This is a genomic window from Cellulomonas flavigena DSM 20109 (genome assembly GCF_000092865.1).
Classification (GTDB): Bacteria; Actinomycetota; Actinomycetes; order Actinomycetales; family Cellulomonadaceae; genus Cellulomonas; species Cellulomonas flavigena.
The window spans coordinates 1,141,331-1,166,507 of record NC_014151.1; the positions used below are offsets into that span (position 1 = coordinate 1,141,331).

Genomic DNA, 25,177 nt, shown 5'->3' on the forward strand with positions numbered 1-25,177 from the left:
CCGCCTCAGGGGCGGTCGAGGCCCAGGGCCGTGCGCACGTCCCGTGCGAGGTGGTCGAGCCGTTCGCGCGCCGTGCGGTGCGCGGCGTCCAGTGCGTCGCGGTCGGCGTCGCGGGCGACGTCCACGACGACCTCCAGGTACGCCTTCACCTTCGGCTCGGTGCCCGAGGGGCGCACGACGACGCGCGTCCCGTCGGCGGTCAGCAGGCGCAGCCCGTCCGTCGGCGGCAGACCGCCACGCTCGTCGTCGGTGCCCGCCGCGAGGTCGACCACCTGCACGACGGGAGAGCCCACCAGGGTCGTCGGCGGCGACTCGCGCAGTGCGGTCATGGTGGCACCGATGCGGCCGAGGTCCGCGAACCGTGCGCTCACCTGCCCGGTGGCGTGCAGGCCGTGCGCGCGCGCGAGGTCGTCGAGCGCGTCGACGAGCGTGCGACCCTCGGCGGCGAGCCGTGCCGCGAGGTCGCACACGCGGACCGCGGCGGAGATGCCGTCCTTGTCGCGCACGTGCGCCGGGTCGACGCAGTAGCCGAGGGCCTCCTCGTACCCGAACACCAGGCCGTCGACGCGGGAGATCCACTTGAAGCCGGTGAGCGTGGACGCGAACCGCAGGCCCGCGCCGGTGGCGACCGCCTCCAGCAGGCGCGACGAGACGATCGAGCACGCGAGCGTCGCCCCCGCCGGGTCCCCGGCGGCCCGGGTGCGCGCGGCGGCGTCCGCGCCGAGCAGCGCGCCCACCTCGTCACCCGTCAGCATCCGCCAGCCGTCGGCCTGCGGGGTCTGCGGTCCCACCGCGGCGCGGTGGGCGCGCGGGTCGAGCACGGCCACGGCACACCGGTCCGCGTCGGGGTCGACCGCGACGACGAGGTCCGCGCGCAGCGACGCCGCGAGGGCCAGCGCCAGGTCCGTCGCCCCCGGCTCCTCCGGGTTGGGGAACGCGACGGTGGGGAAGTCGGGGTCGGGCTCGGCCTGCTCGGGGACGAGCGTGACGTCCGTGAACCCTGCGCGCGCGAGCACGTCCTGCGCGACACGGCCGCCCACGCCGTGCAGCGGTGTGAGCACGACCGTGAGGTCCGCGCGCGCCCGGGGGTCGCCGCCGGGGGCGACGGCGGCGGCGTCACGCGCGTACGCGTCGACGACCTCCTCGCCCAGCGTCGTCCAGCCCGACGACGCGCGCGGCACGGACGCGACCGACGGCACCCGCGCGATCTCGGCAGCGATCGCCGCGTCGGCGGGCGGCACGATCTGTGCGCCCTGCCCGGCGTCGGTGACCACGCGGCCGCCCAGGTAGACCTTGTAGCCGTTGTCCTGCGGCGGGTTGTGCGACGCGGTGACCATGACGCCCGCGTCCGCGTCGAAGCGCCGCACCGCGGACGCCAGGACCGGCGTGGGCAGCGCACGCGGTAGCAGCAGCACGTCGATGCCGACGGCCGTCATGACCGCGGCCGTGTCGAGCGCGAAGCGGTGCGAGTTGTGCCGCGCGTCGTACCCGACGACCACGCGCGGCGCGGGCACGACACCCTCGAGCTCGCCGCGCAGGAAGTGCGCGAGACCGGCCGCGGCGCGGATGACGACCGCGCGGTTCATGCGGTGCGGACCGCCGCCGAGCGCGCCGCGCAGACCGGCCGTGCCGAACTGCAGGAGCCCGGAGAACCGGTCGGCGAGCTCGGCGCGGGCGACGCGCGCGTCGGCCCGCGCGAGGTCCGCCTCCGGAGCGGCGGCGCCCTCGGGGGGGGCGTCGCGCGCGACCCGCAGCAGTCGGGTCAGCTCCGCCGCGGTGTCCGGGTCCGGGTCGTCCGCGACCCACTCCTCGACGCGTGCGGCCAGGTCCCCGAGGTCGTCGGTGCTCACCCGTCCAACCTAGCGACGCGTGCGCCCCACGGCACCGTCAGTGCGTGCGCCTCACAACCGCCGCACCACGTCGGCCAGCAGCGCGCTGATCCGCGGGCCCGCGGCCCGCCCGGCGGCCAGCACCTCGGCGTGGTCCAGCGGCTCGGGACTGATGCCCGCGGCCAGGTTGGTGACCAGGGAGATGCCGAGCACCTCCAGGCCCGCGTGGCGCGCCGCGATGGCCTCGAGCGTCGTCGACATGCCGACCAGGTCGCCTCCGAGACGGCCTGCCATCGCGACCTCGGCCGGTGTCTCGTAGTGCGGCCCGGGGAACTGCACGTACACGCCCTCGTCCAGCGTCGCGTCGACCTCGCGTGCCACCGCGCGCAGCCGCGCCGAGTACAGGTCCGTCAGGTCGACGAACGTCGCGCCCTCCAGCGGCGACGTCGCCGTGAGGTTGAGGTGGTCGCGGATGAGGACCGGCGTGCCCGGCCCCCACGCGAGGTTCAGCCCGCCGCAGCCGTTGGTCAGCACCACGGTCGACGCGCCCGTCGCAGCGGCCGTGCGCACGCCGTGCACGACGCGCCGCACGCCCCGGCCCTCGTACAGGTGCGTGCGCGACCCGAGCACGAGCGCGTGCCGGTCGGGCCGGTCGCCCTCGCCCGCGATGCGCACCGAGCGCAGCGTCCCGACGTGCCCCGCCACCGCGGGCCGCCCGAAGCCGGGCACCTCGTGGCTCGGCAGCTCGGCGACCGTCTCGCCCAGCAGGTCCGCCGCCCCGCCCCAGCCGGACCCGAGGACGAGCGCGACGTCGTGCTTCTCCACGCCCGTGCGGCGGGCGATCACCTCCGCGGCCAGGCGGGCCACGTCGAACGGGTCCGTCGTCGGGTCGTCGAGGCTGGGCACGGCGCCGCCGGTGAGGTCGCGGGCGGGGGAGACGTCACTCATGGGCAACAGGCTAACGGTGGGACGGCACGGCAGGATGGTGCCGTGACCAGCCAGCAGACCGCCGCGCCCGACGAGCCGCAGGTGGCCGCCGCCACCGCCGCCTCCACCGTCCGTGACGCCCCCGCCGCACCGTCCGGCGGACGCGTCGTCATCGTCGGTGGCGGCCCCGGTGGGTACGAGGCGGCACTCGTCGCCCGGCGCCTGGGGGCGCACGTCACGGTCGTCGAGCGGGCCGGGCTCGGGGGCTCGGCCGTGCTCACCGACGTCGTGCCGTCCAAGACGCTCATCGCGACGGCCGAGTGGATGACGATCGCCGACCGCGCGCCCGAGCTCGGCATCCGCCTCGACGACCTGGGCGCGGGCGGCGCCGGCGGCCCCGTCAACGTGGCCGAGGCGCTGCGCCACCGCATCGACCTGCAGGCGGTCAACGCGCGCGTCAAGGCGCTCGCAGCCGCGCAGTCGGCCGACATCCGCGGTCGGCTGGCCCGCGAGGGCGTCGAGATCGTCCACGGGACGGGCCGTCTGCTCGACCCCGAGCGCGTCGCCGTCACCGAGCAGGACGGCACCGAGCACGTCCTGGCCGCGGACGTCGTCCTCGTCGCGACCGGTGCCACCCCGCGCGTGCTGCCCGACGCACGCCCGGACGGCGAGCGCATCCTCACCTGGACCCAGATGTACAACCTCACCGAGGTGCCGGAGCGGCTGGTCGTCGTGGGGTCGGGCGTCACCGGCGCGGAGTTCGCCGGCGCCTACACGCTGCTCGGCTCCGACGTCGTGCTCGTCTCCAGCCGTGACCGCGTGCTCCCGGGGGAGGACGCCGACGCCGCCGAGCTCATCGAGCGGGTGTTCACGCAGCGGGGCATGACGGTCGCGTCGCGCTCGCGGGCGTCGGCGGCGCGCCGCACCGCCGACGGCGTGGTCGTGACCCTCGAGGACGGGAGCACGGTCGAGGGCTCGCACGTGCTGTTCGCCGTCGGCTCGATCCCGACGACGCGCGACATGGGCCTGGAGGAGGCGGGCGTCCACCTGACCCCGTCGGGCCACGTCCAGGTGGACAAGGTCTCGCGCACCAACGTGCGGGGTGTCTACGCCGCCGGCGACTGCACCGGGGTCCTGCCGCTCGCGTCGGTCGCCGCGACGCAGGGCCGGATCGCGATGTCGCACGCCCTCGGCGACGCGGTGGCGCCGCTCGCGCTGCGCGGCATCTCGGCGAACATCTTCACCGTGCCGGAGATCGCGACCGTCGGGCTGTCGGAGTCGCGGCTGCAGGCCATGGGGACGCACTACCGCACGAGCACGTTGCCGCTGGCGCGCAACCCCCGCGCCAAGATGCTCGGCGTGCGCGACGGCTTCGTGAAGATCTTCGCGCACGCCGGCACGGGCACCGTGCTGGGGGCTGTCGTGGTCGGGCCGCGCGCGAGCGAGTCGATCTTCCCGCTCACGCTCGCGGTCCAGCACCGGCTGACGGCCGACGAGGTCGCCGAGGCGTCGACGGTCTACCCGTCGATGTCGGGCACGATCGGCGAGGTCGCGCGCATGCTGCACCAGCGCATCGAGGACTGAGCCGCGGCTGCGAGCCGGCGGTCACCCGTCGTGTCGCGGCGCCCAGGCTCGTGGGCCGACCGGTGCTCGGGCAGGAGCCCTGCGACGCACCGGCTGACCGGTGGTCAGCCGTCCAGCCGTGCGCGCAGGGTCGGCCACGCGTCGGCGAACGCCGGCAGCAGGTCGCGCGCGGTGACGTCGGCGACCGCGACCCAGGCGACCTCGAGGCTCTCGTGGTCGGTCGCGGTGGGCGTGAACGGCGTGAGGGCGTCCGCGAGCACGGTCGTGTAGGACCAGTCGGGGTGCTGCAGCACGTGCTCGCCGCGCACGGCGACGGTCGCCGCGTCCACGCCCGCCTCCTCGTGCGCCTCGCGCAGTGCGGCCTGCGCGGCTGTCTCGTCGGGCTCGCGGGCCCCGCCCGGCAGGCCCCACGTGCCGCCCTGGTCGCTCCACAGGGCGCGGTGCTGGAGCACCACGTGCGTCGCGCGTCCTGCCGTGTCGCGGCGCACCAGCAGCAGCCCGGCCGCCCCGCACACGCCCCAGTGCCGGCTCCCGCAGGCGCACTCCACCCAGCCGTCGCCGGGGCGACGGCGCCCCTCCGGTGCGGCCATGCGGGGGCTCAGCCGACGATGTCGCAGATCGCGCCGCCCGCGCTGACGCTCGCACCCACGGCGGCGGTCAACGACTGCACGGTCCCGGCGCGGTGAGCGACGAGCGGCTGCTCCATCTTCATGGCCTCGAGCACCACGACGAGGTCGCCCTCGGCGACCTGCGCGCCCTCGGCGACCGCGACCTTGACGATCGTGCCCTGCATCGGGGACGCGAGCACCGTGCCGTTCGACGCACCGGCGCGGGTGGCGCGCGTGCGCGCGGGCCGCCGGGGTGCGGCACCGGTGCGTCCCGCGGCGAGACGCCCGCCGGCGGGGCCCCGACCCAGGCCGAGCGCGGCGGGCAGCACGACCTCGAGCCGCTTGCCGCCGACCTCGACGACCACGCGCTCGAGCTCGGCGTCCGGTGCCGGCTCGTCCTCGTCGGCCGGCTTCGGCGCACCGCCGAGCCCTGCGACGGTCTCGGCGAACTCGGTCTCGATCCACCGCGTGTGCACCGAGAACGGCTGCGCGTCGTCGGCGGGGACGAACGCCTCGGCCTCGAGCACGGCGCGGTGGAACGGCACGACGGTCGGGATGCCGACGACCTCGAGCTCGGCGAGCGCGCGGCGTGCCCGCTCGACGGCCTGGCGGCGGGTCGCGCCCGTGACGACCAGCTTGGCGATCATCGAGTCGAACAGTCCCGAGACGCTGTCGCCCTCGACGACCCCGGAGTCCACGCGCACGCCGGGGCCCGAGGGCAGGCGCAGGCGCGTGATGCGGCCCGGCGCGGGCAGGAAGCCCGCCGCCGGGTCCTCGCCGTTGATGCGGAACTCGATCGAGTGTCCGCGCGTCGCGACCTCGGTGTAGCCCAGTGGCTCGCCCGCTGCGATGCGCAGCTGCTCGCGCACGAGGTCGATGCCGCTGATCTCCTCGGTGACGGGGTGCTCGACCTGCAGGCGCGTGTTGACCTCGAGGAACGAGACCGTGCCGTCGGCCCCCACGAGGAACTCGCACGTCCCGGCGCCGACGTACCCGGCCTCGCGCAGGATCGCCCTCGACGCTGTCACGAGGGCGGAGTTCTGCTCGTCGGTGAGGAACGGCGCGGGCGCCTCCTCGACGAGCTTCTGGTGGCGGCGCTGCAGCGAGCAGTCGCGCGTGGAGACCACCACGACCGTGCCGTGCGCGTCCGCGAGGCACTGCGTCTCGACGTGCCGAGGCCGGTCGAGGTAGCGCTCGACGAAGCACTCGCCCCGACCGAACGCCGCGACGGCCTCGCGCACCGCCGACTCGTACATCTCGTCGATCTCGTCGGCCTCGCGCGCGACCTTCAACCCGCGCCCACCACCGCCGAAGGCGGCCTTGATGGCGATCGGCAGACCGTGCTCGGCGGCGAACGCGTGGATCTCGCTCACGTCCGCGACCGGGTCGGGTGTGCCGGCGACGAGCGGTGCGCCGGCGCGCTGCGCGATGTGGCGCGCGCTGACCTTGTCGCCGAGCGACTCGATCGCGGCCGGTGGCGGGCCGACCCAGGTCAGGCCCGCGTCGATCACGGCCTGGGCGAACTGCGCGTTCTCCGCGAGGAAGCCGTAGCCGGGGTGCACCGCGTCGGCGCCCGAGCGGCGGGCGACGTCGAGCAGCTTCGCGATGTCGAGGTACGTCTCGGCCGCGCGCGCGCCGTCGAGGGCGTACGCCTCGTCCGCCACGTGCACGTGCAGCGCGTCCCGGTCGGTGTCCGAGTACACCGCCACGGAGGCGACGCCGGCGTCGCGGCAGGCACGGGCGATGCGGACGGCGATCTCGCCGCGGTTCGCGACGAGGACCTTGGTCATGAGGGGCACGGCTCACGGTAACGCGCGCGGTGCGCCCGCCTGCAGTCCCGCCCGGGCGTCGCCACAAGATTGCCGCTACCCCCCAAGCGGCGCCCGCGGGACCTTGTAGGAACCCACCAGCGCGCGGGTGCTCAGCGGCGCCAGAGGTCGGGCACGGTGAGGCCGACGTCCGCGAGCAGGTGCCGCAGCAGCGGCAGGCTGACGCCCACGACGGTGTGGTGGTCCCCCTCGATGCGCTCGACGAAGGGTCCGCCGAGGCCGTCGATCGTGAACGCCCCGGCGACGGCCAGGGGCTCGCGCGTCGCGACGTACGCGGCGACCTCGGCGTCCGAGAGGTCGGCGAAGTGCACGACCGTCGACGCCGTCGCCCCCAGGGTCGCTCGCGTGCCGCCCGCGTCGGGGTCGCGCTCGTCGACGAGCCAGTGGCCCGTGTGCAGCACGCCGGAGCGGCCGCGCATCGCGCGCCACCGGGCGACCGCGTCCTCCGCGTCGGCGGGCTTGCCCAGCACCTCGCCGTCGAGCTCCAGCATCGAGTCGCAGCCGAGCACCACGACGTCCTCGTCGTCGTCCCAGCCCTCGACGTCGAGGTCGTCGAGCCGGTGCGCGACGTCCTCCGCCTTGGCCTGCGCGAGCACGAGCACCGCGTCCGCCGGGTCGAGGTCGCCCCAGCGCTCGCGCGCGGCGGCCAGCACCGCGTCCTCGTCGACGGCCGAGACCGCGACGAGCGGGTCGAGGCCCGCTGCGGTGAGCGTCGAGCGGCGGGCGGGGGAGGCGGAGGCGAGCAGCAGCCGGGTCACGGCGACGACCTTACGCCGCGCCCACCTGCAGGTCGGTGGTCCGCCCGGGACGTGGGGCCTGCGGTCTCACAGGGACGCAGGGCAGAATGTCGCACCTGACCGCAGGCGAGGAGACCACGGTGAAGGACGCGACCAAGGACGTGCGCGGCGAGGCCGACGCGCGCGAGATCGACGACGACCTCGAGACCGCGCTGCTCGACGACGACCCCGACCTGCGGCGCCCCGCACCGCCGGCCTGGCGGCGTCGGACGGCGATCGAGATGCTCGTCTCGGGGCTCATCGGTCTGTACACGTCGTTCGTGCTGTCGTACGAGGCCATCCCGATCGCGGTGGCGAAGGCGACCGACACGACGGCGGCGCTGAGCTGCGACCTCAACGCCGTCATCTCGTGCGGCACGGTCGGCGCGTCGTGGCAGGCCGAGCTCTTCGGCTTCCCCAACGCGTTCCTCGGCATCGCGGCGGAGGCGATCGTCATCACCGTGGCCGTCGCGATGATCGGCGGCGTGCTGTTCCCGCGCTGGTTCATGCTCAGCGCCCAGGTCGTCTACACCGCAGGCCTGGTCTTCGCGTGGTGGCTGTTCCAGCAGTCGTTCTTCGTCATCGGCGCGCTGTGCCCCTGGTGCCTGCTCATCACGGTGACCACCACCCTGGTGTGGGCAGGGCTGACGCGCGTCAACGTGCGCGACGGTCACCTGAACCTTCCCGGACGCTGGGGCCCGTGGGGGCGCCGGTTCGTCGCGTCGGGCAACGACTGGTTCGTCACCGTCGCCGTGCTCGTGCTGTTCGCGGCCGTGGTGATGGCCAAGTACGGCTGGACGCTCTTCGTCTGACGTCGCCCCGGGGTGGGTGCGGCGCGGGGGCTCGCGTCGCGACCTGCACATCCTCGCGCGACCCGAGGTCACACGGACGGGCGCCACAAACGGTGTGCAACAGAACGTTTGTACGTCACGTGGTCGTGCCCGCCTACCGTGGTGCCGGACGCTCGCCGTTCGTCCTCACCGGGCCCTGGAACGTGCCGACGTTCCTCGACGCCGGCCTCGACGTCACCGTGCTGCCCGTGCCGTCCGCCGGACCGGAGCCCGCGCAGCCGTTCGTCGGCGTGCAGATGGCGTTCATCGCGCGCTCGACGCCCGACGAGGTCTCGGCCGGTGCGCTGCTCGACCACCTCGCCGACCACGAGACGCAGACGGCGCTCTACGAGGCGACCGGCCGCGCGCCCGCGCTGACCTCGGCGGTCGACGCGATCTCCGACGACCCGGTCGTGCGCGGCTTCGCCGAGGCCGGTGCGGAGGGCGCGCCGATGCCGGCGATCCCGCAGATGTCCGTGGTGTGGGCCTTCTGGGGTGGCACCCAGATCGCGATCATCGGCGAGCCCGACGGTGACGTCCACGACAGGTGGGACGCGATGGTCGCGGGTATCGAGGGTGCGATCCTCGACTCCTGAGCCCTCGGCGTGGACAGGCCCGGCGACGTCACGCCGCCGGGCCCGTCCGCGCGCGGGCCGGGTACCGCGCGGGGTCAGCGCGCCAGCGCCCCCGGCAGCACCTCGAGGGGGACCGACCCCAGCGACAGCGCGCGGGCGTGGAACTCGCGGACGTCGAACGTGCGGCCCTGCGCGGCCGCCGCGTCACGCGCCGCGTCCCGTGCCTTCTCCCACAGCCGCTGCCCGACCTTGTACGACGGCGCCTGCCCCGGCCAGCCCAGGTAGCGCGTGTACTCGAAGCGCACGAACGACTCCGACATGTTGACGTTGGCGCGCAGGAAGTCCCAGCCGCTCTCCGGCGTCCACGTCCCGACCTCCGCCGGCGCGGGCAGCCCCAGGTGCATGCCGAGGTCGAACACGACGCGCGCGGCACGCAGCCGCTGGCCGTCGAGCATCCCGAGCCGGTCGCCCGGGTCGTCGAGGAACCCGAGGTCCGCCATGAGCCGCTCCGCGTAGAGCGCCCAGCCCTCGCCGTGGCCCGACGTCCACGAGGCGAGCCGACGCCACGAGTTGAGCGTCGCGCGCTCGTGGACCGCCTGGGCGATCTGCAGGTGATGGCCCGGGACGCCCTCGTGGTAGACGGTCGTGCGCTCGCGCCACGTCGAGAACGACGTCACGTCGTGCGGGACCGACCACCACATGCGGCCCGGCCTGCTGAAGTCGTCGCTCGGCCCGGTGTAGTAGATCGCCCCCGTGTGCGACGGCGCGATGCGGCACTCGAGCGTCCGCACGGGCGCCGGGATGTCGAAGTGGGTGCCGTCGAGCGCCTCGATCGCGGCGTCCGACGTCCGCTGCATCCACGCCTGCAGCGCGGTCGTGTCGTCGAGGCGGCGCGCCGGGTCCGCGTCGAGCACCGCGACGGCGTCCGCCACGCTGGCGCCGGGACCGGCCACCTGTGCGGCGACCTGCGCCTGCTCGGCCTGCACCCGCGCCAGCTCCTCCAGGCCCCACGCGTACGTCTCGTCGAGGTCGAGCTGCGCCCCCACGTGGTGCCGCGACCACAGCGCGTACCGGTCGCGGCCGACGGCGTCCTGCTGCGGCGCGCCCGGCGCGAGCTCGTCGGCGAGGAACTCGGCGAGGTCCGCGTACGCCCGGCGTGCCGTGGCCGCGTTGCGCTCCAGGTCGGCGCGCAGCGCGTGGTCGTCACCCAGCGCACGGCGTGCGTCGTCGCCCCGGACGAGCCGCGTGAACGCCGAGCGCTCCGGGTCGGCGACCTCGCGGGCCTGCGCGATCACGGCCTGCACCTGCCGGATCGCGGCCACGTCGCCGGCCGCCGCGGCGTGCCGCAGCGACGCGACGTACGACGCGAGCGCGTCGGGCACCGTGGCCAGGCGCGCCGCGACGGCGTCCCACGCCTCCTCGCTGTCGGTGGGCATGAGGTCGAAGATCTCGACGACCTGCTGCGACGGCGAGGCGATGTTGTTGAGGTAGCGGGCGTGCTCGCCCGCGTCGTGCAGGGCGATGCCCGTGCCGAGCGCCCAGCGCATCGACGCGACGGTGACCTCGTCGACCTCGTCCGCGGCGGACAGGCCCTCCAGAGCGAGGAGCGTCGAGCGAGCGGCGGCGGCGCGCTCGGCGGCGGCGTCGGGCGAGAAGTCCGTCATCTCGCGGTCGTGCCCGGGGATCCCCAGGTACGTCGCCTCGAGAGGGTGCAGACGGGCGAGCGTGCCGACGTAGGCGTCGGCGACGGCGTCGACGGGACTGACAGGGCGGGAAGCGGTGGAGGACGTCACCCGCAGCAGCCTAGGTCCGTCAGCGCAGGCTCCACCGCCAGGCGTCGGGCCCGCGCGTCGGCAGGCTCGTCCCGCGCAACCGGCCCGGTGCGACCCACCGGGCACGCGCGGCGCGCGCGTGCTCGTCGGGTGTCTCCTCCTGCGGTGCGCGGCTCGCCGCGGCGGCCACGAGGCCCGCGACGAGAGCCGCGAGCTCGTCCTCGTCGGGAGTGCCGCGCACCACCTGCACGTGCGGGTCCTGCGCGGGGGCGACCGCCGCGTCCACGTCGCCGCTCACCGGTCGTCCTCGTCGTCGTCCTCGTCGTCCAGCAGCACCGGCGCCCCGCGCCCCGCGCCCCACTCGCCCACCACGTACCCCCGCTCGGCCAGCGTCTGCGCGATCTGCGCGCCCCCGTCGTCGACGAGGTCGATGACCGCGTCGAGCGTCAGGTCGCTCACCGTGGCAGGGAGCTCGACCACGAACCCCAGGTGGAACGTGTCGTGGTCGCCCGGCGCCGCCGGCGCGTCCGCGTCCGCGTCGTCGTCCTCCCACGTCATGCCCGTGAGGTCCGCGTGCAGGCCGAGGCGCGCGTGCAGCAGGTCGTACAGCTGTGCGTTCAGCGACCCGACCCGGCCCTCGAGGGCCAGCACGCGCGGGTCCTCGTCGGCCTCACGCGCCCCGAACTCCGCGCGGACGCCCACGGCCGTCTCGACGTACGCGTGCAGGGCCGACGCCAGCTCGTCGACGGCGTCGTGCAGACCGCGCGCGTCCACGCCCGTGAGCGGCTCGCGGCCGTGCGACGCGGGGTCGTGCTCGTCGGACCGGTCGTGGCCGTGCTGCTCGTGCGCGTCGCCCGTCATGCGTGGCCCCTCACAGCGGGATGTTCCCGTGCTTCTTGGGCGGCAGGCTCGCGCGCTTGGTGCGCAGCAGGCGCAGCGAGCGGACGACCTGCGCGCGCGTCGCCGAGGGCTCGATCACGTCGTCCACGTAGCCGCGGTCCGCCGCGTCCCACGGGTTGACGATCGCCTCCTCGTACTCCGCCGTCAGGCGGCGGCGCTCGGCCTCGACGTCGCCGCCGGCGTCCGCGACGGCCTTGAGCGCGCCGCGCTGCAGGATGTTCACGGCGCCACCCGCGCCCATCACCGCGATCTGCGCGGTGGGCCAGGCGAGGTTGACGTCCGCGCCGAGCTGCTTGGAGCCCATGACGATGTACGCGCCGCCGTACGCCTTGCGTGTGATGACGGTGACCAGCGGGACGGTCGCCTCGGCGTACGCGTAGATGAGCTTGGCGCCGCGGCGGATGATGCCGTTCCACTCCTGGTCCGTGCCCGGCAGGAAGCCGGGGACGTCGACGAACGTCAGCACCGGGATGCCGAACGCGTCGCACGTGCGCACGAACCGTGCGGCCTTCTCGGCCGCGTTGATGTCGAGCGTGCCCGCCATCTGCATCGGCTGGTTCGCGACGATGCCGACCGGCTGCCCCTCGACGTGCCCGAACCCGACGACCACGTTCTGCGCGTACAGCGCCTGGACCTCCAGGAAGCTGCCGTCGTCGAGGACCGTCTCCAGGACCGTGTGCATGTCGTACGGCTGGTTGTCCGAGTCCGGCACCAGGGTGTCGAGCACGAGGTCGTCCTCGGTGACCTCGAGGTCGGCCTCCTGCGCGTACGCCGGCGGCTCGGCGAGGTTGTTGGTCGGCAGGTAGGCCAGCAGCGTGCGCACCCAGTCGATCGCGTCGTCCTCGTCGGAGGCCATGTAGTGCGCGACGCCGGAGCGCGTGCTGTGCGTCGTCGCGCCGCCGAGCTCCTCGAAGCCCACGTCCTCGCCCGTCACGGCGCGGATCACGTCCGGGCCGGTGATGAACATGTTCGACGTGCCGTCGGCCATGACGATGAAGTCGGTGAGCGCCGGGGAGTACACCGCGCCGCCGGCCGACGGGCCGAGGATGAGGCTGATCTGCGGGATCACGCCCGACGCGGCGACGTTGCGGCGGAAGATCTCCGCGAACTGCGTGAGGCCCGCCACGCCCTCCTGGATGCGCGCGCCACCGCCGTCGCTGATGCCGACCAGCGGCACACCCGTCCGCAGCGCGAGGTCCATCACCTTGGTGATCTTCTGCCCGTGCACCTCGCCCAGCGAGCCACCGAAGACCGTGAAGTCCTGCGAGTACACGCAGACCGGGCGGCCGTCGACCGTGCCGTGCCCGACGACGACGCCGTCACCCGCGACCCGCTTCCTCTCGAGCCCGAAGTTCGTCGACCTGTGCCGCACGAAGGCGTCGAGCTCGACGAACGAGCCCGGGTCGAGCAGCGACTCGATGCGCTCGCGGGCGGTCTTCTTGCCGCGCGCGTGCTGCTTGGCGACCGCGTTCTCCTCGGCCGCGTCGACGGCCGCGGCGCGACGCGCGCGCAGGTCCTCGAGCAGCCCGGCGGTCGTGCGGGCGGGTGCTGGGGCGGTGTCCGCGGCGGGCTCGGCGGTGTCGGTGGCGACGCCGCGCACGGTGGGTTCGTCCTGGGTCACCCGACGAGGCTAGTTGTGCGGGTCCGCCAGGACCGTGCACCCGGTCGACCGTGTTGCCCCGGACGGCCTGTGGGGACCCCACAACACGACCTCCGTGCGCTCGTGCGGCGCCGAGCACGGGGGCTGCGCGATGATGGCGCGATGAGCACGCGCCCGCCCCTCGAGGTCGACACGCTGCGGGAGCTGCTGCTCGCCCCCGCCGGGCCGCTGGCCCGTCTCGAGGTGGTGGCCGAGACGGGCTCGACCAACGACGCCGTGGTCGCGGGGCTGCGCACCGAGCCCGCCGCGTGGCCGCACGGCAGCGTGCTCGTCGCGGAGCACCAGACCGCGGGGCACGGGCGGGCCGGGCGCACCTGGCAGACGCCCGCGCGGTCGGCGCTCACGGCGACGTTCGTCGCACGTCCCCGCTCCGGGCCGGCCACCTACGGGTGGCTGCCGTTGCTCGCGGGCCTCGGCACGGTGCGCGCGCTGCGGGCGACCGCCGGTGTGCCGGCCGTGCTCAAGTGGCCCAACGACGTGCTCGTCGACCTCGGCGACGCCGTCGGGCAGCTCGCCGGGTGGGGTGGGACGCGCAAGGTCGCAGGTGTGCTCGCCCAGGCCGTGCCCGAGGTGCCGGCCGTCGCCGTGGGCATCGGCGTCAACGTCGACCAGCGTGCCGACGAGCTGCCGGTGCCGTGGGCGACGTCGCTCGCGCTCGCGGGCGCGCGGTCGGCCGACCGTGGGTGCCTGCTCGTGGCGCTCGTCACCGCGCTCGACGAGGTCGCGCGGCGCTGGTCGGAGCACGACGGCGACGCCGTCGCCGCGGGCCTCCTCGACGAGGTGGCGTCGGTGTGCTCGACGCTCGGTCGGCGCGTGCGGGTCGAGCTGCCGGGCGGTGCGGACCTCGTCGGGACGGCCACGGCGCTGGCCCCGGACGGCGCGCTCGTCGTGCAGGACACCGACGGTGCCGCCCACCACGTCCTCGCGGGTGACGTCACGCACGTGCGCGTGACCGACGCCACAGCCGGGTGAACTAGGCTGCGTGCCGTGCCGGAGCGTGGGTCCCAGAGCGAGCCGGCGGGCACCGACCCGCTGCCGGGGACGCCGCCCGCGCCCGGCCCGCCGACGTCCGGCACGACCGACGAGCTCGACGAGCTCCTGCTCGGTGGCCCGCGCACGCTCAGCGCGCGCGACCTCGCCCGGCTCACGGGCACGGACCTCGACACCGTCCGCACGTACTGGCGGACGCTCGGCATGCCGACGCAGGGCGACGACGACGTGGTGTTCACCGACCGTGACGTCCAGGCGCTCCGGCGGGCGCAGTCGTTCGTGCTCGACCACGGGCTGGGCCTCGGCACGGTCGTCACGCTGTTCCGCGCGCTGGGCCACACGTCCGACCGGCTCGCGCTGTGGCAGGTCGAGGCGCTCGTCGAGGACATGGCGACCCGGTACGGGCTGGACGACACGTCCGCCCGGCTGCTGGTGCTCGACCGGCTGCGGGACCTCGCCCCGCTGCTCGAGGAGCAGCTGCTGCACTCCTACCGCCGCCAGCTCGCGGCCGTCGCCGACCGCTACGCGGCGGAGTTCGGCCAGCTGCGCGACGTCGCGGTCGACGGCAGCGTGCTGCCGCTCGCACGGGCGGTCGGCTTCGCGGACATGGTGTCGTTCACGCGGCGTACGGCAGGGCTGGGCTCGACCGACCTGTCGTTGTTCGTGCAGCGCTTCGAGACGGCGGCGCGCGACGTCGTCGCGCAGGCCGGCGGGCGCGTCGTCAAGACGATCGGCGACGCCGTGCTGTTCATCGCGGACACCCCCGGGGTGGGGGCCGTCGTGGCGACCGGTCTGGCGGACGCGTTCGGCGCGTCGCTCGATGTCCAGGCCGCGCGCGGCGCGGGGCAGCTCGCCGAGGGCGCGCGTGGCGTGGGCCCGGTCCGCGTCGGGCTCGTCTGGGGGCGGGTCCTCTCACGCTTCGGCGACGTCTTCGGCGCGAGCGTCAACCTCGCGGCGCGTCTGACCGACGTCGCGGACCCCAGCACCGTGCTCGTCGACGCGACGACCGCGCAGGTCCTCGGGGGCGACCCGCGCTTCGTCGTCACCGCCCAGCCGTCCCGCGAGCTGCAGGGCGTGGGCGAGGTCGTCCCGTACCGCCTGGAGCGCGCGACGCCCTGACGCGGCCGGGGGGGACACGAACAGGGCGCGAGGTGTCCCGGACGCTTCGCACCCCGGCGCGGGCCGTGCAGGGGCTCAGAGCGGGAGGTCGGGGCCGACCGGCTCGACGAGGTCCGGGCCGTCGTTCGCGACCGCGTTGACGCGTGTCGTCACGGGGGTCGCCGTGAGCGCCGGTGGTGCGAGGTCGAGGAGCTCGCGCGCGTCGCCGGCGCCGATCGCGGGATCGAGCCAGGCGGACCACGCCCCCGGGGGCAGGATCACCGGCTGCCGGTCGTGGATCGGGGCCAGCGCCTCCGTGGCCGCTCGGGTCACGACCGTCGCCGAGACGATCCACCGCTCCGGGTCGTCGTCGGCCTTCGACGGGTCCCGCCAGAACTCGTAGAGTCCGGCGAGTGCCGCGACCGCCCCGTCCTCCGGGTGGATCCAGAACGGCTGCTTGGGGGAGCGGCGGCCGCGTGACGAGCCGGCCGGCGGCTCGGGGGCGGCCTGCCACTCGTAGTAGCCGTCCGCCGGGAGCAGCGCGCGGCGCGCGGCGAGCGGCTTGGCGAACGCGGGCTTGTCGGCGAGCGTCTCGACGCGCGCGTTGATCATGCGGCTGCCGATCGACGGGTCCTTCGCCCAGGACGGCACCAGTCCCCACCGCGCGACGCGGAGCTGCCGGGTGATCTCCCCGGTGGTGCGGTCGGCACGCTCGACGACCATCCGCACGCCGTCGGTCGGGGCGACGTTCCACGAGGGGGGCAGCAGTCGCACGTCGTCGGCCACCGTCGCCACCGCGAACTCGTCCGCGATCGACTGGTCCTCCCGGAAGGACGCGTACCTGCCGCACATGCGGGCCAGCCTGCCACCGACGACCGACACCGGCGACGTACGGCGGGCGCTGCCCGGTCGAATCGATTCGTCATGCGCGCGTCGCGGTGCGACCATGGCGGGGATGCACGAGCCCGACCCCACCGCCGACGCGCGGTCCGACGCCCCCGTGCCGGACGCGCTCTCGGCGACGGACGCCACCCCACGGTCGCGCGCACCCGTCACGTCGCGCGTACCTGCCACGCCGGACGCACCGGCGCCGAGCGACGCCCGCGCCCCGGCACCGGCCGGCGACCCTGTCCACCGTCCCGACGCGCGCCACGTGCTGCTGCTCGGCACGATGTGCGCGCTTCCCGCGATCTCGACGGACATCTACCTGCCGTCGCTGCCGGAGGTCGCGCAGGACCTGGGGACCTCGGCCGCAGCGGTCCAGCTCACCATGACGGGCATGCTCGTCGGCGGTGCCGTGGGGCAGCTCGTCATCGGCCCGCTGTCCGACCGCTTCGGCCGCCGCGCCCCGGTGCTCGTGGGCGTCGCGCTGCACGTGCTGGTGTCGCTGCTGTGCGCCGTGGCACCCGCCATCGTGCCGCTCGTCGCGCTGCGCGTGGCGCAGGGGTTCTTCAACGCGTCCGCGACCGTCGTCGCGATGGCCGTGATCCGCGACCGCTTCACCGGCGCGGACGCGTCGCGCCTGATGTCGCGCCTCATGCTCGTCATCGGCGCGGCGCCGCTGTTCGCGCCCTCCCTGGGCGGGCTCATCGCCGGGCAGTGGGGCTGGCGCGCGGTCTTCGTGGTGCTCGCGGCGTTCGGCGTCGTGCTCTGGCTCATCGTGCTGCGCCGCCTGCCCGAGACCCTGCCGCCGGCGCGCCGACGGCCCGGCGGCGTGCGCACGGCGCTGTCCGGGTACCTCGCGCTCCTGCGTGACCGGCACTTCGTGGCGCTCGCGGTGCTGCCGGGCCTGACGATGGCGGTCCTCATGACGTACGTCGTGGCGTCGCCGTTCGTGCTGCGGGTCGGCTACGGGCTGACGGAGCAGCAGTTCGCGCTGCTGTTCGCGGTCAACGGGATCGGCCTCGTCCTGGGCGCGCAGGTGAACGCCGCGGTGGTGCGGCGGGTCGCGCCGGTCCGCATCCTGCGGGTCGCGCTCGTGGCGACGGTGGTGCTCACCGGCGTGCTGCTCGGCGTCGCGCTCACCGGCGTCGGCGGTGTCTGGTCGCTCGTCGCGGTGCTGTGGCTCGTGCTCGCCCTGGTGAACTTCGCGCCGCCCAACGCCACGGCCCTCGCGCTGGGCCGGCACGGTGCGATGGCCGGGACCGCGGCGGCGTTCATCGGCTCGCTCCAGGCGGGCACGGGCGGTCTGGTCGCCAACGTGTCCGGGCTGCTGGGCGGCGGCGCGGTGGCGATGGCTGCGGTGATGCTCGCGTCGTCGACGGTGGCGCTCGCGGTGCTCGCCCTGGCGACGCCCGCGTTCTGGCGCGGAGGGGCCTGGCAGGCGTCCTGAGGTCGTGGTCGCCGCGACGCCCCGGAGCCGGATCGACGTCTCGGCGGCAGGGGGCGCCCCGCGCGGGACGGGCCGGTCCAGCCCTCAGGCGAAGGCCGCGCGCAGGCGCGCGACGGCGTCCTCCAGGACGTCCTGCCGCTTGACGAACGTGAAGCGCACCCACGTGCGCAGCGCGTCGTGCGTGGGGGAGCCGGCGCGCGTGAAGGCGCTGACGGGGACCCCGACGACGCCGGCGCGCTGCGGGAGCTCGCGGCAGAACTCGGCCCCGTCCACCGCGCCCAGGGGTGCGGCGTCGGCGAGCACGAAGTACGTGCCGTCCGGGCGCACGACGTCGAAGCCGGCGTCGCGCAGCCCGGCCGCCAGCAGGTCCCGGCGCTCGGCGAGCGACGCGACGAGCCCGTCGACCCACGCGAGGGCGTCGGGGTCCGTCAGCGCGTGCGCGACCGCGGGCTGGAACGGCGCGCCGGACACGTACGTGAGGAACTGCTTGACGGTCCGCACGGCGGCGACCAGCTCCGCCGGCCCGCTGACCCACCCGATCTTCCAGCCCGTGAACGAGAACGTCTTGCCGCTCGACGAGATCGTCAGCGTGCGCCCCGCCATGCCCGGCAGCGTCGCGACCGGCACGTGCTCGACGCCGAAGACCAGGTGCTCGTACACCTCGTCGGTGACCACGAGGAGGTCGTGCGCGACCGCGACGCGCGCGACCGCCGCCAGCTCGTCTCGACGCAGTACCGCACCCGTCGGGTTGTGCGGCGAGTTGAGCAGCAGCAGGCGCGTGCGCGGCGTGACGGCACGCTCCAGGGCTGCGACGTCGAGGCGGAAGCCGTCCGGCGACGGACGCAGGGGAGTGGTCGTGTGGGTCGCGCCCGCCATCGCGACGACCGCCGCGTAGGAGTCGTAGTACGGCTCGAGCGTCAGCACCTCGTCGCCCGGCTGCGCGAGCGCGAGGACCGCGGCGGCCAGCGCCTCGGTCGCGCCCGTCGTCACCAGCACCTGCGTCTGCGGGTCGACGTCGATCCCGTAGCGCGTGCGCTGGTGCGCCGCGACCGCCTCGCGCAGCGGCGCGATACCGGGCCCGGGCGGGTACTGGTTCACCCCGGCGAGGATCGCGTCGGCGGCCGCGCGGGCGACCGGCTCGGGCCCGTCGACGTCCGGGAACCCCTGCCCGAGGTTCAGCGCCCCGGTGCGCGCCGCGAGCGCGGACATCTCCGCGAAGATCGTCGCGCGCGGAGTCCCGTCGGCGTCGAGGAGCCCCGCCGCCGCTGCCACCTGCTGCCACCGGCTCGTCACGGCGCGAGCATAGGCGCGCCGGCGGGTGCCGGCGCCGGGCGCTCAGAGCAGGCCGGCCGCCGCGAGCATGCCGCTGACCACGAGCAGGGCCAGCGACGCCCAGGCGGCGACGACCCACCACTCGGTGCGGTGGTGCCGCACCTCTCGGGTCGGCGTGCGAACGGTCATGCCTTCAAGATCGGCAGGTGCGGGTCCCCGGACAACGCCCGCGGCGGCACGTCGCGGATTTCACCCGCCGGAGCGCTGCGCGATCCGGCCGCGGGCGAGCCGCCTCACGCGGTGGCGTCCCGCAGGTCCTCACCGAGCGACGCGAGCTTCGCCCCCAGCTCCTGCAGCGCCCCGCCCGCCTCGGCGCCGGCACCGGCGGTCACGGCGTCGAGCTCCGCGCGCGCGGCGTCGACCTCGTCCCGGGCGTCGGCGAGCGCCTGCGACGACGCCTCGGCGCCCTCGGCGCGCGCCTTCTCCAGCGCGGCCTCGGCGTCGTCCACCGCGCTCTGGGCGTTCGTGACGGCGGCGTCGGCCTCACCGCGGGCCTGGTCGCCCATGCCGGCGACGGCAGCCCGTGCCTCCTCGACCTCGGCGCGCGCCTCGTCGGCGTGCGCCTGCGCGTCCGCGAGCGCCTGCTGCAGACCGTCGCCGAGGGCCGTGATCTCGTCGGCGGCGCCCTGGGCGGCGGTGCCGAGGTCGTCGGCGGCCTGCTGCACGTCGGCGTCCGTGCAGGCGGCCAGGCCGAGCGCGAGCGCGCCCGCCGCGAGTGCGTGCACGGCCCGGGCGGGACCGGTCAGGGGACGACGGACGGGGGTGCCGGACGCGGCCACGGGGGTCCTCCTCGGGTCGGGGAGCCGGCCGGGGGGTGGCCGGGGCGCCCCAGTTTGCCCGGCAACGGGGGGATCCGCGCGTCGAGGACGCGGGCCACGCACGGCGACGCCCCCGCCCGCGGGAGCGGGGCGGGGGCGTCGGAGCGGTGACGGAGGTGCCGCGCGCGTGGGGCACGTCGGCGGACCGTCGGGGAGGTCGGTCAGCCCTCCGCCCGCTCGCGGCGACCACGCACGTCCTCCAGCGACGTGCCGTAGTAGGCCGCGGTCATGATGTCCTTCATGTCGTCGATCATCGGCATGCGCGGGTTCGCCGGGGCGCACTGGTCCTCGTAGGCGCCCATGGCGACCTCGTCGAGCCGGCTCATGAACTCCTGCTCGTCGACGCCCTGTGCCTGGAACGACTGCGGGATGCCGACCTTGGCGCGCAGCGCCTCGACGGCCAGCGCGTAGGACTCCACGCCCTCCTCGGGCGTCGAGGCCGGCAGGCCGAGCATCGCCGCGATCTGCTGGAAGCGCTCGGGCGCCACGTAGGACTCGTACTTCGGCCAGCTCGTGAGCTTGGTCGGGACGGTGCCGTTGTAGCGGATCACGTGCGGCAGCAGGGTGGCGTTCGTGCGGCCGTGCACCAGGTGGTACGTCGAGCCGACGACGTGCGCCATGGCGTGCACGATGCCGAGGAACGCGTTGCCGAACGCCATGCCGGCGATCGTCCCGGCGTTGTGCATCTTCTCCCGCGCGTCCTGCGTGAGCGGGTCGCTCGGGTCGCCGTTCACCGACTGCGCGAGGTTGTCGAAGATCAGGCGGATCGCCTGCAGCGCCATGCCGTCGGTGAAGTCGTTCGCGTACACCGCGACGTACGCCTCGGTGGCGTGCGTCAGGGCGTCGAACCCGGAGTCGGCGGCCAGCGACCGCGGCATCTTGTGCGTGAGGACCGGGTCGATGATCGCGACGGTCGGCGTCAGCGCGTAGTCGGCGAGCGGGTACTTCTTCCCCGCCTCGACGTCGCTGATGACGGCGAACGGCGTGACCTCGGCGCCCGTGCCCGACGTGGTGGGGATGCACACGAGCTTGGCCAGGTCGCCCAGCACCGGGAACTTGAACGCGCGCTTGCGGACGTCGAAGAACTTCTGCTTGAGGTCGGAGAAGACGATCTCCGGGTGCTCGTACAGCAGCCACATGACCTTCGCGGCGTCCATGGGCGACCCACCGCCGAGCGCGATGATCGTGTCGGGCCGGAAGTGGCGCATCTGCGCGGCGCCGGCCTGGACGGTCTTCACGGACGGCTCGGGCTCGACCTGGTCGATGATCTGCACGGCCACGTTGTTGCCGCGGCGGCGCAGCACGTCGAGGACCTTGTCGACGAACCCGAGGGTCGTCATGGTCGCGTCGGTGACGATCGTGACGCGCTCGACGTCGGCCATGTCCGCGAGGTAGCGGATCGCGTTCGGCTCGAAGTACGTCTTGGCGGGGACCTTGAACCACTGCAAGTTGTTGTTCCTCCGGCCCACGCGCTTGACGTTGACGAGGTTGACGGCCGACACGTTGTTGGACACCGAGTTGTGGCCGTAGGAGCCGCAGCCGAGCGTGAGCGACGGGATGAACGCGTTGTAGATGTCACCGATGCCGCCGAGCGACGAGGGCGCGTTGCAGATGACGCGGATCGCCTTGACGCGCCGGCCGAACTCGACCGTGAGCGCCTCGTCGAGCGTGTGGATGGCCGCCGAGTGGCCCAGACCGTCGAACTCGACCATCTTCTCGGCGAGCGCGATGCCCTCCTCGGTCGACGACGCCCGCAGCACGGCCAGGACCGGGCACAGCTTCTCGCGGGTCAGGGGCTCGGCGGGGCCGACGCCCGACACCTCGGCCAGGATGATCGAGGTGTCCGCGGGGACCGTGAAGCCCGCCTGCTCGGCGATCCACACCGGCGACTTGCCGACGACCGCCGGGTTGAGCTTGGCTCCCGCGCAGTTCTCGCCGTCGGCCTCGACACCGAAGATGAAGCGCTCGAGCTTCGCCTTCTCCGCCGGGGTGGCGCGGTACGCGTGGAGCTTCGCGAACTCCGCCATCGCGGCGTCGTAGATCTCGTCGTCGAGGATGGCGGCCTGCTCGGAGGCGCAGATCACGCCGTTGTCGAACGCCTTGCTCAGCACGATGTCGTTGATCGCGCGGGCGAGCTTGGCGGACTTCTCGACGTACGCCGGGACGTTGCCGGCGCCGACGCCCAGGGCGGGCTTGCCGCAGGAGTACGCGGCCTTGACCATCGCGTTGCCGCCGGTCGCAAGGATGGTGGCGACACCCGGGTGGTTCATGAGGGCACCGGTCGCGGCGAGCGACGGGGCCTCGACCCACTGGATGCAGTGCTCGGGGGCGCCGGCGGCCACGGCGGCGTCGCGCACGATGCGGGCGGCGGCCACGGAGCACTGCTGGGCGTTCGGGTGGAACGCGAAGATGATCGGGTTGCGGGTCTTCAGCGAGATGAGCGCCTTGAAGATCGCGGTCGACGTGGGGTTGGTGACGGGGGTGATGCCGGCGATCACGCCCACGGGCTCCGCGATCTCGGTGATGCCGTTGAGGTCGTCGACGTTGATGACGCCGACGGTCCGCAGGTTCGCCATCGAGTTCGTGACGTGCTCGCACGCGAAGATGTTCTTCACGGCCTTGTCCTCGAAGACACCGCGCCCGGTCTCCTCGACGGCCAGCTTGGCCAGCTGACCGTGCTGGTCGAGGGCCGCGACGGCGCCCTTCTTGACGAAGCGGTCGACGTCCTCCTGCGTCATGGACTCGAACTCGGCGAGCGCCTTGGTGGCGTTCGCGACGAGCAGGTCGACGGACTGCGCGACCGCGTCGGCCTCGCTCACGCCGAGGGCGACGCCGGCGGGCTGCGCGGCCGCCGCGGGGGCCTCGGCCGACGCGCCGGCGGGGGCCTTCGCGCGGGTGCTCTTCTTGGTGGTCTCGGACACCTTCGACTCCCCGTGTAGTGGTGAGGGTGACGGACGCTGGAGGGTCCGTCGCTGGTACCGACGCTAGGGACGGGGGAGTCCGGAAAGGTGGGATGAAAGTCCCCGCGGTGTGACGGACGTCGTCCACGTCCGCCGTCACGGCCTCGCGGGAGGACCTCGGTCCCGGGCGACGGGTCGTCGGTCCCCGGTCGGCGCGGGCGCGCCCGTGCGGCCAGGACGGGAGGTGTCAGACGGCCTCGCGGCGCTTCGGGCGTGCGAACCGGGCGGGCAGCGACGGTCCGTCCCACACCTGGACCGCGCGCCAGGCGGACGCCGCGAGGGGCACCGCGAGCACGGCGCCGGTCACACCGGCGAGCACCGTGCCGGCGGTCAGGGCCACGAGGATGACCAGCGGGTGCAGGCGCAGCTGACGTCCCATGACGACAGGCTGCAGGAGGTCGCCCTCCAGCTGGTTGACCAGCACGACGATGCCCACGACGACCAGCGCCTGCACCGGCCCGACGGCGACCAGCGCGACCAGCGCCGCGAGGACGCCGGCGATCGTCGCGCCCACGAGCGGGACGAACGCGAGCAGGAAGACCAGCACCGACAGGGGGATCACGAGCGGCACGCCGACCAGCGCCAGGCCGATGCCGATGCCGACGGCGTCGACCGCCGCGATGATCGCCGTGCCCCGCACGTACCCGCCGAGCGCCCGCACGGTGGCGTCCCCGACGCGCCTGCCACGCAGGTACCGCTCACCCTCGAAGGGGCGGAGCAGGAACTCCCAGATCGCCGGTCCGTCCTTGAGGAAGAAGAACAGCACCACGACCATGATGAAGAACCCGGCGACGAAGTCGGCGGTCTGCGAGACGCCCGCGATCGCCCCCGACCCGACGGCGTCGGACCGCAGGAGGCCCGCGGCGGACTCCCGCACGGACGCGATCTGCTCGTCGGTCACGTCGAACGGCAGGCCCTGCACGTACGTCTGCAGCTCGTCGAACCCGTCGAGCGCCTGGTCGCGCAGCTCGTCCCACTGGTCGACGACCGCGCGCACCACGAGCCACACGATCGCGGCGAGCAGGGCGACGAGGCCGAGCAGCGCGATCCACGTGGCGAGCAGCGACGGGACGCCGCGCCGCCGCAGCGCGCCGACCAGGGGCGAGATCGCGGACGCCAGCACGAGCGCGATCAGCACGGGGATCACGACGAGGGTCAGCCGGGTCAGGGCGAGCACCACGACCGCGCCGAGCGCGAGGACGGCGAGCACCTGGACGGAGCGGGTGCCCACGCGCCCGAGGCCGTCGGACCACGCCGTCGCGGGAGTGCGTGGCGTGGCCGGTGGCGCAGGAGGGGCCTCGCCGACCTGCTGCGACGTGCGGCGGCGTCCGAGCAGAGCCATCGTCGTCCTCCCGGTGCGGTCCGGCCGGGTCGTGCAGACCTGGCGGGACCGACGCTAGGGGGCCGGGCGGCACGGCGCGCGTCGGGCGGGAACGACGCAGGCCGTGCCGCGGTGTGCGGCACGGCCTGCGAGGTGGTGCGCCCGAAAGGATTCGAACCTTCGACCTTCTGCTCCGGAGGCAGACGCTCTATCCGCTGAGCTACGGGCGCGCGGCGATCCCCGACCTTACCAGCCCGCGGGCGGCGTGTCGGACCCGTGCCCCGGTCGCGGCTCCCGCGGTGTCAGGCGTCCTCCAGCAGCCCCGAGAGGTAGCTGCTCGTCTCGGCGGCCGCGCGCTCCGGGTCGCCCGCGACGATCGCCTCGACGAGCGAGTCGTGCGCGTCCGCGGCGTGCGCGTCGGTGACGAAGTTGAAGCGGATGTTGTCGCCGATCGCCTCGATGAGGTTGTCGTACAGCGAGCGCAGCACGGGGTTGCCGGCGGCGCGCACGATCGAGCGGTGCAGCTCGAGGTCGGTGGCGACCATCGTGTCGAGGTCCCCGCCCTCGTAGGCGCGCGCCCGTGCGTCACGCTTGGCGAGCAGCTCGGAGGCGTCGGTCGCGGTGCGTGCGCGCGCCGCGAGGCGGGCGGCCTCCATCTCCAGGGCGCGGCGCACCGAGACCACGTCGCGCTGGCGGGCGTCCGCGATCTGCCGGCCCATCGTGACCGCGAGCTCGGACGTCGAGAGCACGTACGTGCCGGAGCCCTGCCGGCGCTCGAGGAGCCCGGCGTGCACGAGCGACTGCACCGCCTCGCGCACCGTGTTGCGCCCGACCCCCAGCAGCTCGACGAGCGCGGGCTCGGGAGGGATCCGTGTGCCGACAGGCCACTGCCCGGAGGAGATGCGGGACCGCAGCGACTCCACGGCGCTGTCGATCAGTCCGGTGCGTCGCGCCATGGGCGTCGGCCTCCTCGTGGTCACGGTCAGGGCGTGCACCGACGGCCCGGCGGCCACGGTGCCCCCGCCGAGTCAACACG

22 protein-coding genes and 1 tRNA gene are annotated in these 25,177 nt (G+C 74.7%); 6 read left to right on the top strand and 17 right to left on the bottom strand.

Annotated elements, in window-relative coordinates; all coding sequences use genetic code 11:
* Nucleotides 1-5: 5 nt before the first annotated feature.
* Both CFLA_RS05185 and CFLA_RS05190 read right to left on the bottom strand, forming a co-directional pair.
* Nucleotides 6-1,850, bottom strand: a complete 1,845-nt coding sequence (locus CFLA_RS05185; RefSeq protein WP_013116270.1) for a phospho-sugar mutase — start codon at nucleotides 1,848-1,850, stop codon at nucleotides 6-8.
* Nucleotides 1,851-1,901: 51 nt separating this feature from the next.
* The gene (locus tag CFLA_RS05190; protein WP_013116271.1) at nucleotides 1,902-2,777 is read right to left on the bottom strand and encodes a purine-nucleoside phosphorylase; all 876 of its coding nucleotides are present in this window, start codon (nucleotides 2,775-2,777) and stop codon (nucleotides 1,902-1,904) included.
* Between the two features lie 42 nt (nucleotides 2,778-2,819).
* Here CFLA_RS05190 and CFLA_RS05195 point away from each other — a divergent pair, with 42 nt between their 5' ends.
* On the top strand, nucleotides 2,820-4,340 hold the full coding sequence (locus CFLA_RS05195) for an NAD(P)H-quinone dehydrogenase (RefSeq protein ID WP_013116272.1): 1,521 nt from the start codon (nucleotides 2,820-2,822) through the stop codon (nucleotides 4,338-4,340).
* 104 nt (nucleotides 4,341-4,444) lie between these two features.
* On the opposite strand, the gene CFLA_RS05200 is transcribed toward CFLA_RS05195, so the two are convergent.
* The 3 genes from CFLA_RS05200 to CFLA_RS05210 all read right to left on the bottom strand — a co-directional run bounded on the left by CFLA_RS05200 (nucleotide 4,445) and on the right by CFLA_RS05210 (nucleotide 7,535).
* Nucleotides 4,445-4,930, bottom strand: a complete 486-nt coding sequence (locus CFLA_RS05200; protein WP_013116273.1) for an NUDIX domain-containing protein — start codon at nucleotides 4,928-4,930, stop codon at nucleotides 4,445-4,447.
* An 8-nt stretch (nucleotides 4,931-4,938) separates the two neighbouring features.
* Entirely contained in the window at nucleotides 4,939-6,738 is a 1,800-nt protein-coding gene (locus tag CFLA_RS05205) for an ATP-binding protein (protein ID WP_013116274.1), read from the bottom strand.
* 131 nt (nucleotides 6,739-6,869) lie between these two features.
* Entirely contained in the window at nucleotides 6,870-7,535 is a 666-nt protein-coding gene (locus CFLA_RS05210) for a Maf family protein (protein ID WP_013116275.1), read from the bottom strand.
* Nucleotides 7,536-7,621: 86 nt separating this feature from the next.
* Between CFLA_RS05210 and CFLA_RS05215 the strand changes: the two genes are divergently transcribed.
* Together CFLA_RS05215 and CFLA_RS20380 are read left to right on the top strand one after the other, a co-directional pair.
* Nucleotides 7,622-8,365: a vitamin K epoxide reductase family protein gene (locus CFLA_RS05215; protein WP_013116276.1), complete on the top strand. Its 744-nt coding sequence runs from the start codon at nucleotides 7,622-7,624 to the stop codon at nucleotides 8,363-8,365.
* A 125-nt stretch (nucleotides 8,366-8,490) separates the two neighbouring features.
* Nucleotides 8,491-8,979, top strand: a complete 489-nt coding sequence (locus CFLA_RS20380) for an extracellular solute-binding protein (protein WP_187291333.1) — start codon at nucleotides 8,491-8,493, stop codon at nucleotides 8,977-8,979.
* Between the two features lie 74 nt (nucleotides 8,980-9,053).
* Here CFLA_RS20380 and CFLA_RS05225 read toward each other — a convergent pair whose 3' ends face one another.
* From CFLA_RS05225 to CFLA_RS05240, 4 genes are read right to left on the bottom strand one after another with little or no spacing between them, the layout of a single operon-like run.
* Nucleotides 9,054-10,751, bottom strand: a complete 1,698-nt coding sequence (locus CFLA_RS05225; protein ID WP_013116277.1) for a DUF885 domain-containing protein — start codon at nucleotides 10,749-10,751, stop codon at nucleotides 9,054-9,056.
* Between the two features lie 19 nt (nucleotides 10,752-10,770).
* A complete protein-coding gene (locus CFLA_RS05230) occupies nucleotides 10,771-11,028 on the bottom strand; it encodes an acyl-CoA carboxylase epsilon subunit (protein ID WP_013116278.1) in 258 nt (85 codons plus the stop codon).
* The gene (locus CFLA_RS05235; protein ID WP_013116279.1) at nucleotides 11,025-11,591 is read right to left on the bottom strand and encodes a hypothetical protein; all 567 of its coding nucleotides are present in this window, start codon (nucleotides 11,589-11,591) and stop codon (nucleotides 11,025-11,027) included. The genes CFLA_RS05230 and CFLA_RS05235 overlap by 4 nt, the downstream gene beginning before the upstream one ends.
* Before the next feature lie 10 nt (nucleotides 11,592-11,601).
* Nucleotides 11,602-13,230, bottom strand: coding sequence for an acyl-CoA carboxylase subunit beta (locus CFLA_RS05240; RefSeq protein ID WP_013116280.1), 1,629 nt, complete (start codon nucleotides 13,228-13,230; stop codon nucleotides 11,602-11,604).
* 162 nt (nucleotides 13,231-13,392) lie between these two features.
* Here CFLA_RS05240 and CFLA_RS05245 point away from each other — a divergent pair, with 162 nt between their 5' ends.
* Complete coding sequence (locus CFLA_RS05245; protein WP_013116281.1) at nucleotides 13,393-14,262, top strand: biotin--[acetyl-CoA-carboxylase] ligase; 870 nt, start codon at nucleotides 13,393-13,395, stop codon at nucleotides 14,260-14,262.
* A gap of 15 nt (nucleotides 14,263-14,277) precedes the next feature.
* Nucleotides 14,278-15,399, top strand: coding sequence for an adenylate/guanylate cyclase domain-containing protein (locus tag CFLA_RS05250; RefSeq protein WP_013116282.1), 1,122 nt, complete (start codon nucleotides 14,278-14,280; stop codon nucleotides 15,397-15,399).
* 75 nt (nucleotides 15,400-15,474) lie between these two features.
* Here the strand turns inward: CFLA_RS05250 and CFLA_RS05255 are convergent, their stop codons facing one another.
* Complete coding sequence (locus CFLA_RS05255; protein ID WP_013116283.1) at nucleotides 15,475-16,230, bottom strand: SOS response-associated peptidase; 756 nt, start codon at nucleotides 16,228-16,230, stop codon at nucleotides 15,475-15,477.
* 94 nt (nucleotides 16,231-16,324) lie between these two features.
* On the opposite strand from CFLA_RS05255, the gene CFLA_RS05260 reads away from it, so the two are divergent.
* Nucleotides 16,325-17,710: a Bcr/CflA family efflux MFS transporter gene (locus CFLA_RS05260; protein WP_013116284.1), complete on the top strand. Its 1,386-nt coding sequence runs from the start codon at nucleotides 16,325-16,327 to the stop codon at nucleotides 17,708-17,710.
* Nucleotides 17,711-17,794: 84 nt separating this feature from the next.
* On the opposite strand, the gene CFLA_RS05265 is transcribed toward CFLA_RS05260, so the two are convergent.
* From CFLA_RS05265 to CFLA_RS05295, 7 genes are all read right to left on the bottom strand, one after another.
* Nucleotides 17,795-19,003, bottom strand: a complete 1,209-nt coding sequence (locus CFLA_RS05265) for a pyridoxal phosphate-dependent aminotransferase (protein ID WP_013116285.1) — start codon at nucleotides 19,001-19,003, stop codon at nucleotides 17,795-17,797.
* A 42-nt stretch (nucleotides 19,004-19,045) separates the two neighbouring features.
* Nucleotides 19,046-19,171: a hypothetical protein gene (locus tag CFLA_RS05270; RefSeq protein ID WP_013116286.1), complete on the bottom strand. Its 126-nt coding sequence runs from the start codon at nucleotides 19,169-19,171 to the stop codon at nucleotides 19,046-19,048.
* A gap of 104 nt (nucleotides 19,172-19,275) precedes the next feature.
* A complete protein-coding gene (locus CFLA_RS05275) occupies nucleotides 19,276-19,821 on the bottom strand; it encodes a hypothetical protein (protein ID WP_013116287.1) in 546 nt (181 codons plus the stop codon).
* Nucleotides 19,822-20,021: 200 nt separating this feature from the next.
* Nucleotides 20,022-22,781, bottom strand: coding sequence for a bifunctional acetaldehyde-CoA/alcohol dehydrogenase (adhE, locus tag CFLA_RS05280; RefSeq protein WP_013116288.1), 2,760 nt, complete (start codon nucleotides 22,779-22,781; stop codon nucleotides 20,022-20,024).
* Nucleotides 22,782-23,007: 226 nt separating this feature from the next.
* Nucleotides 23,008-24,162, bottom strand: coding sequence for an AI-2E family transporter (locus CFLA_RS05285; protein WP_013116289.1), 1,155 nt, complete (start codon nucleotides 24,160-24,162; stop codon nucleotides 23,008-23,010).
* Nucleotides 24,163-24,295: 133 nt separating this feature from the next.
* Nucleotides 24,296-24,371, bottom strand: a tRNA-Arg gene (locus tag CFLA_RS05290).
* Between the two features lie 72 nt (nucleotides 24,372-24,443).
* On the bottom strand, nucleotides 24,444-25,097 hold the full coding sequence (locus tag CFLA_RS05295; protein ID WP_013116290.1) for a FadR/GntR family transcriptional regulator: 654 nt from the start codon (nucleotides 25,095-25,097) through the stop codon (nucleotides 24,444-24,446).
* Between the last annotated feature and the right edge of the window lie 80 nt (nucleotides 25,098-25,177).

Excerpts from the sequence above, each read along its gene's own strand:
- CFLA_RS05190 (WP_013116271.1), bottom strand. The coding sequence starts at position 2,777 with ATGAGTGACGTCTCCCCCGCCCGCGACCTCACCGGCGGCGCCGTGCCC.
- CFLA_RS05200 (WP_013116273.1), bottom strand. The coding sequence starts at position 4,930 with ATGGCCGCACCGGAGGGGCGCCGTCGCCCCGGCGACGGCTGGGTGGAG.
- CFLA_RS05205 (WP_013116274.1), bottom strand. The coding sequence starts at position 6,738 with ATGACCAAGGTCCTCGTCGCGAACCGCGGCGAGATCGCCGTCCGCATC.
- CFLA_RS05215 (WP_013116276.1), top strand. The coding sequence starts at position 7,622 with ATGTCGCACCTGACCGCAGGCGAGGAGACCACGGTGAAGGACGCGACC.
- CFLA_RS05235 (WP_013116279.1), bottom strand. The coding sequence starts at position 11,591 with ATGACGGGCGACGCGCACGAGCAGCACGGCCACGACCGGTCCGACGAG.
- CFLA_RS05245 (WP_013116281.1), top strand. The coding sequence starts at position 13,393 with ATGAGCACGCGCCCGCCCCTCGAGGTCGACACGCTGCGGGAGCTGCTG.
- CFLA_RS05255 (WP_013116283.1), bottom strand. The coding sequence starts at position 16,230 with ATGTGCGGCAGGTACGCGTCCTTCCGGGAGGACCAGTCGATCGCGGAC.
- CFLA_RS05260 (WP_013116284.1), top strand. The coding sequence starts at position 16,325 with ATGGCGGGGATGCACGAGCCCGACCCCACCGCCGACGCGCGGTCCGAC.
- CFLA_RS05270 (WP_013116286.1), bottom strand. The coding sequence starts at position 19,171 with ATGACCGTTCGCACGCCGACCCGAGAGGTGCGGCACCACCGCACCGAG.
- CFLA_RS05285 (WP_013116289.1), bottom strand. The coding sequence starts at position 24,162 with ATGGCTCTGCTCGGACGCCGCCGCACGTCGCAGCAGGTCGGCGAGGCC.
- CFLA_RS05295 (WP_013116290.1), bottom strand. The coding sequence starts at position 25,097 with ATGGCGCGACGCACCGGACTGATCGACAGCGCCGTGGAGTCGCTGCGG.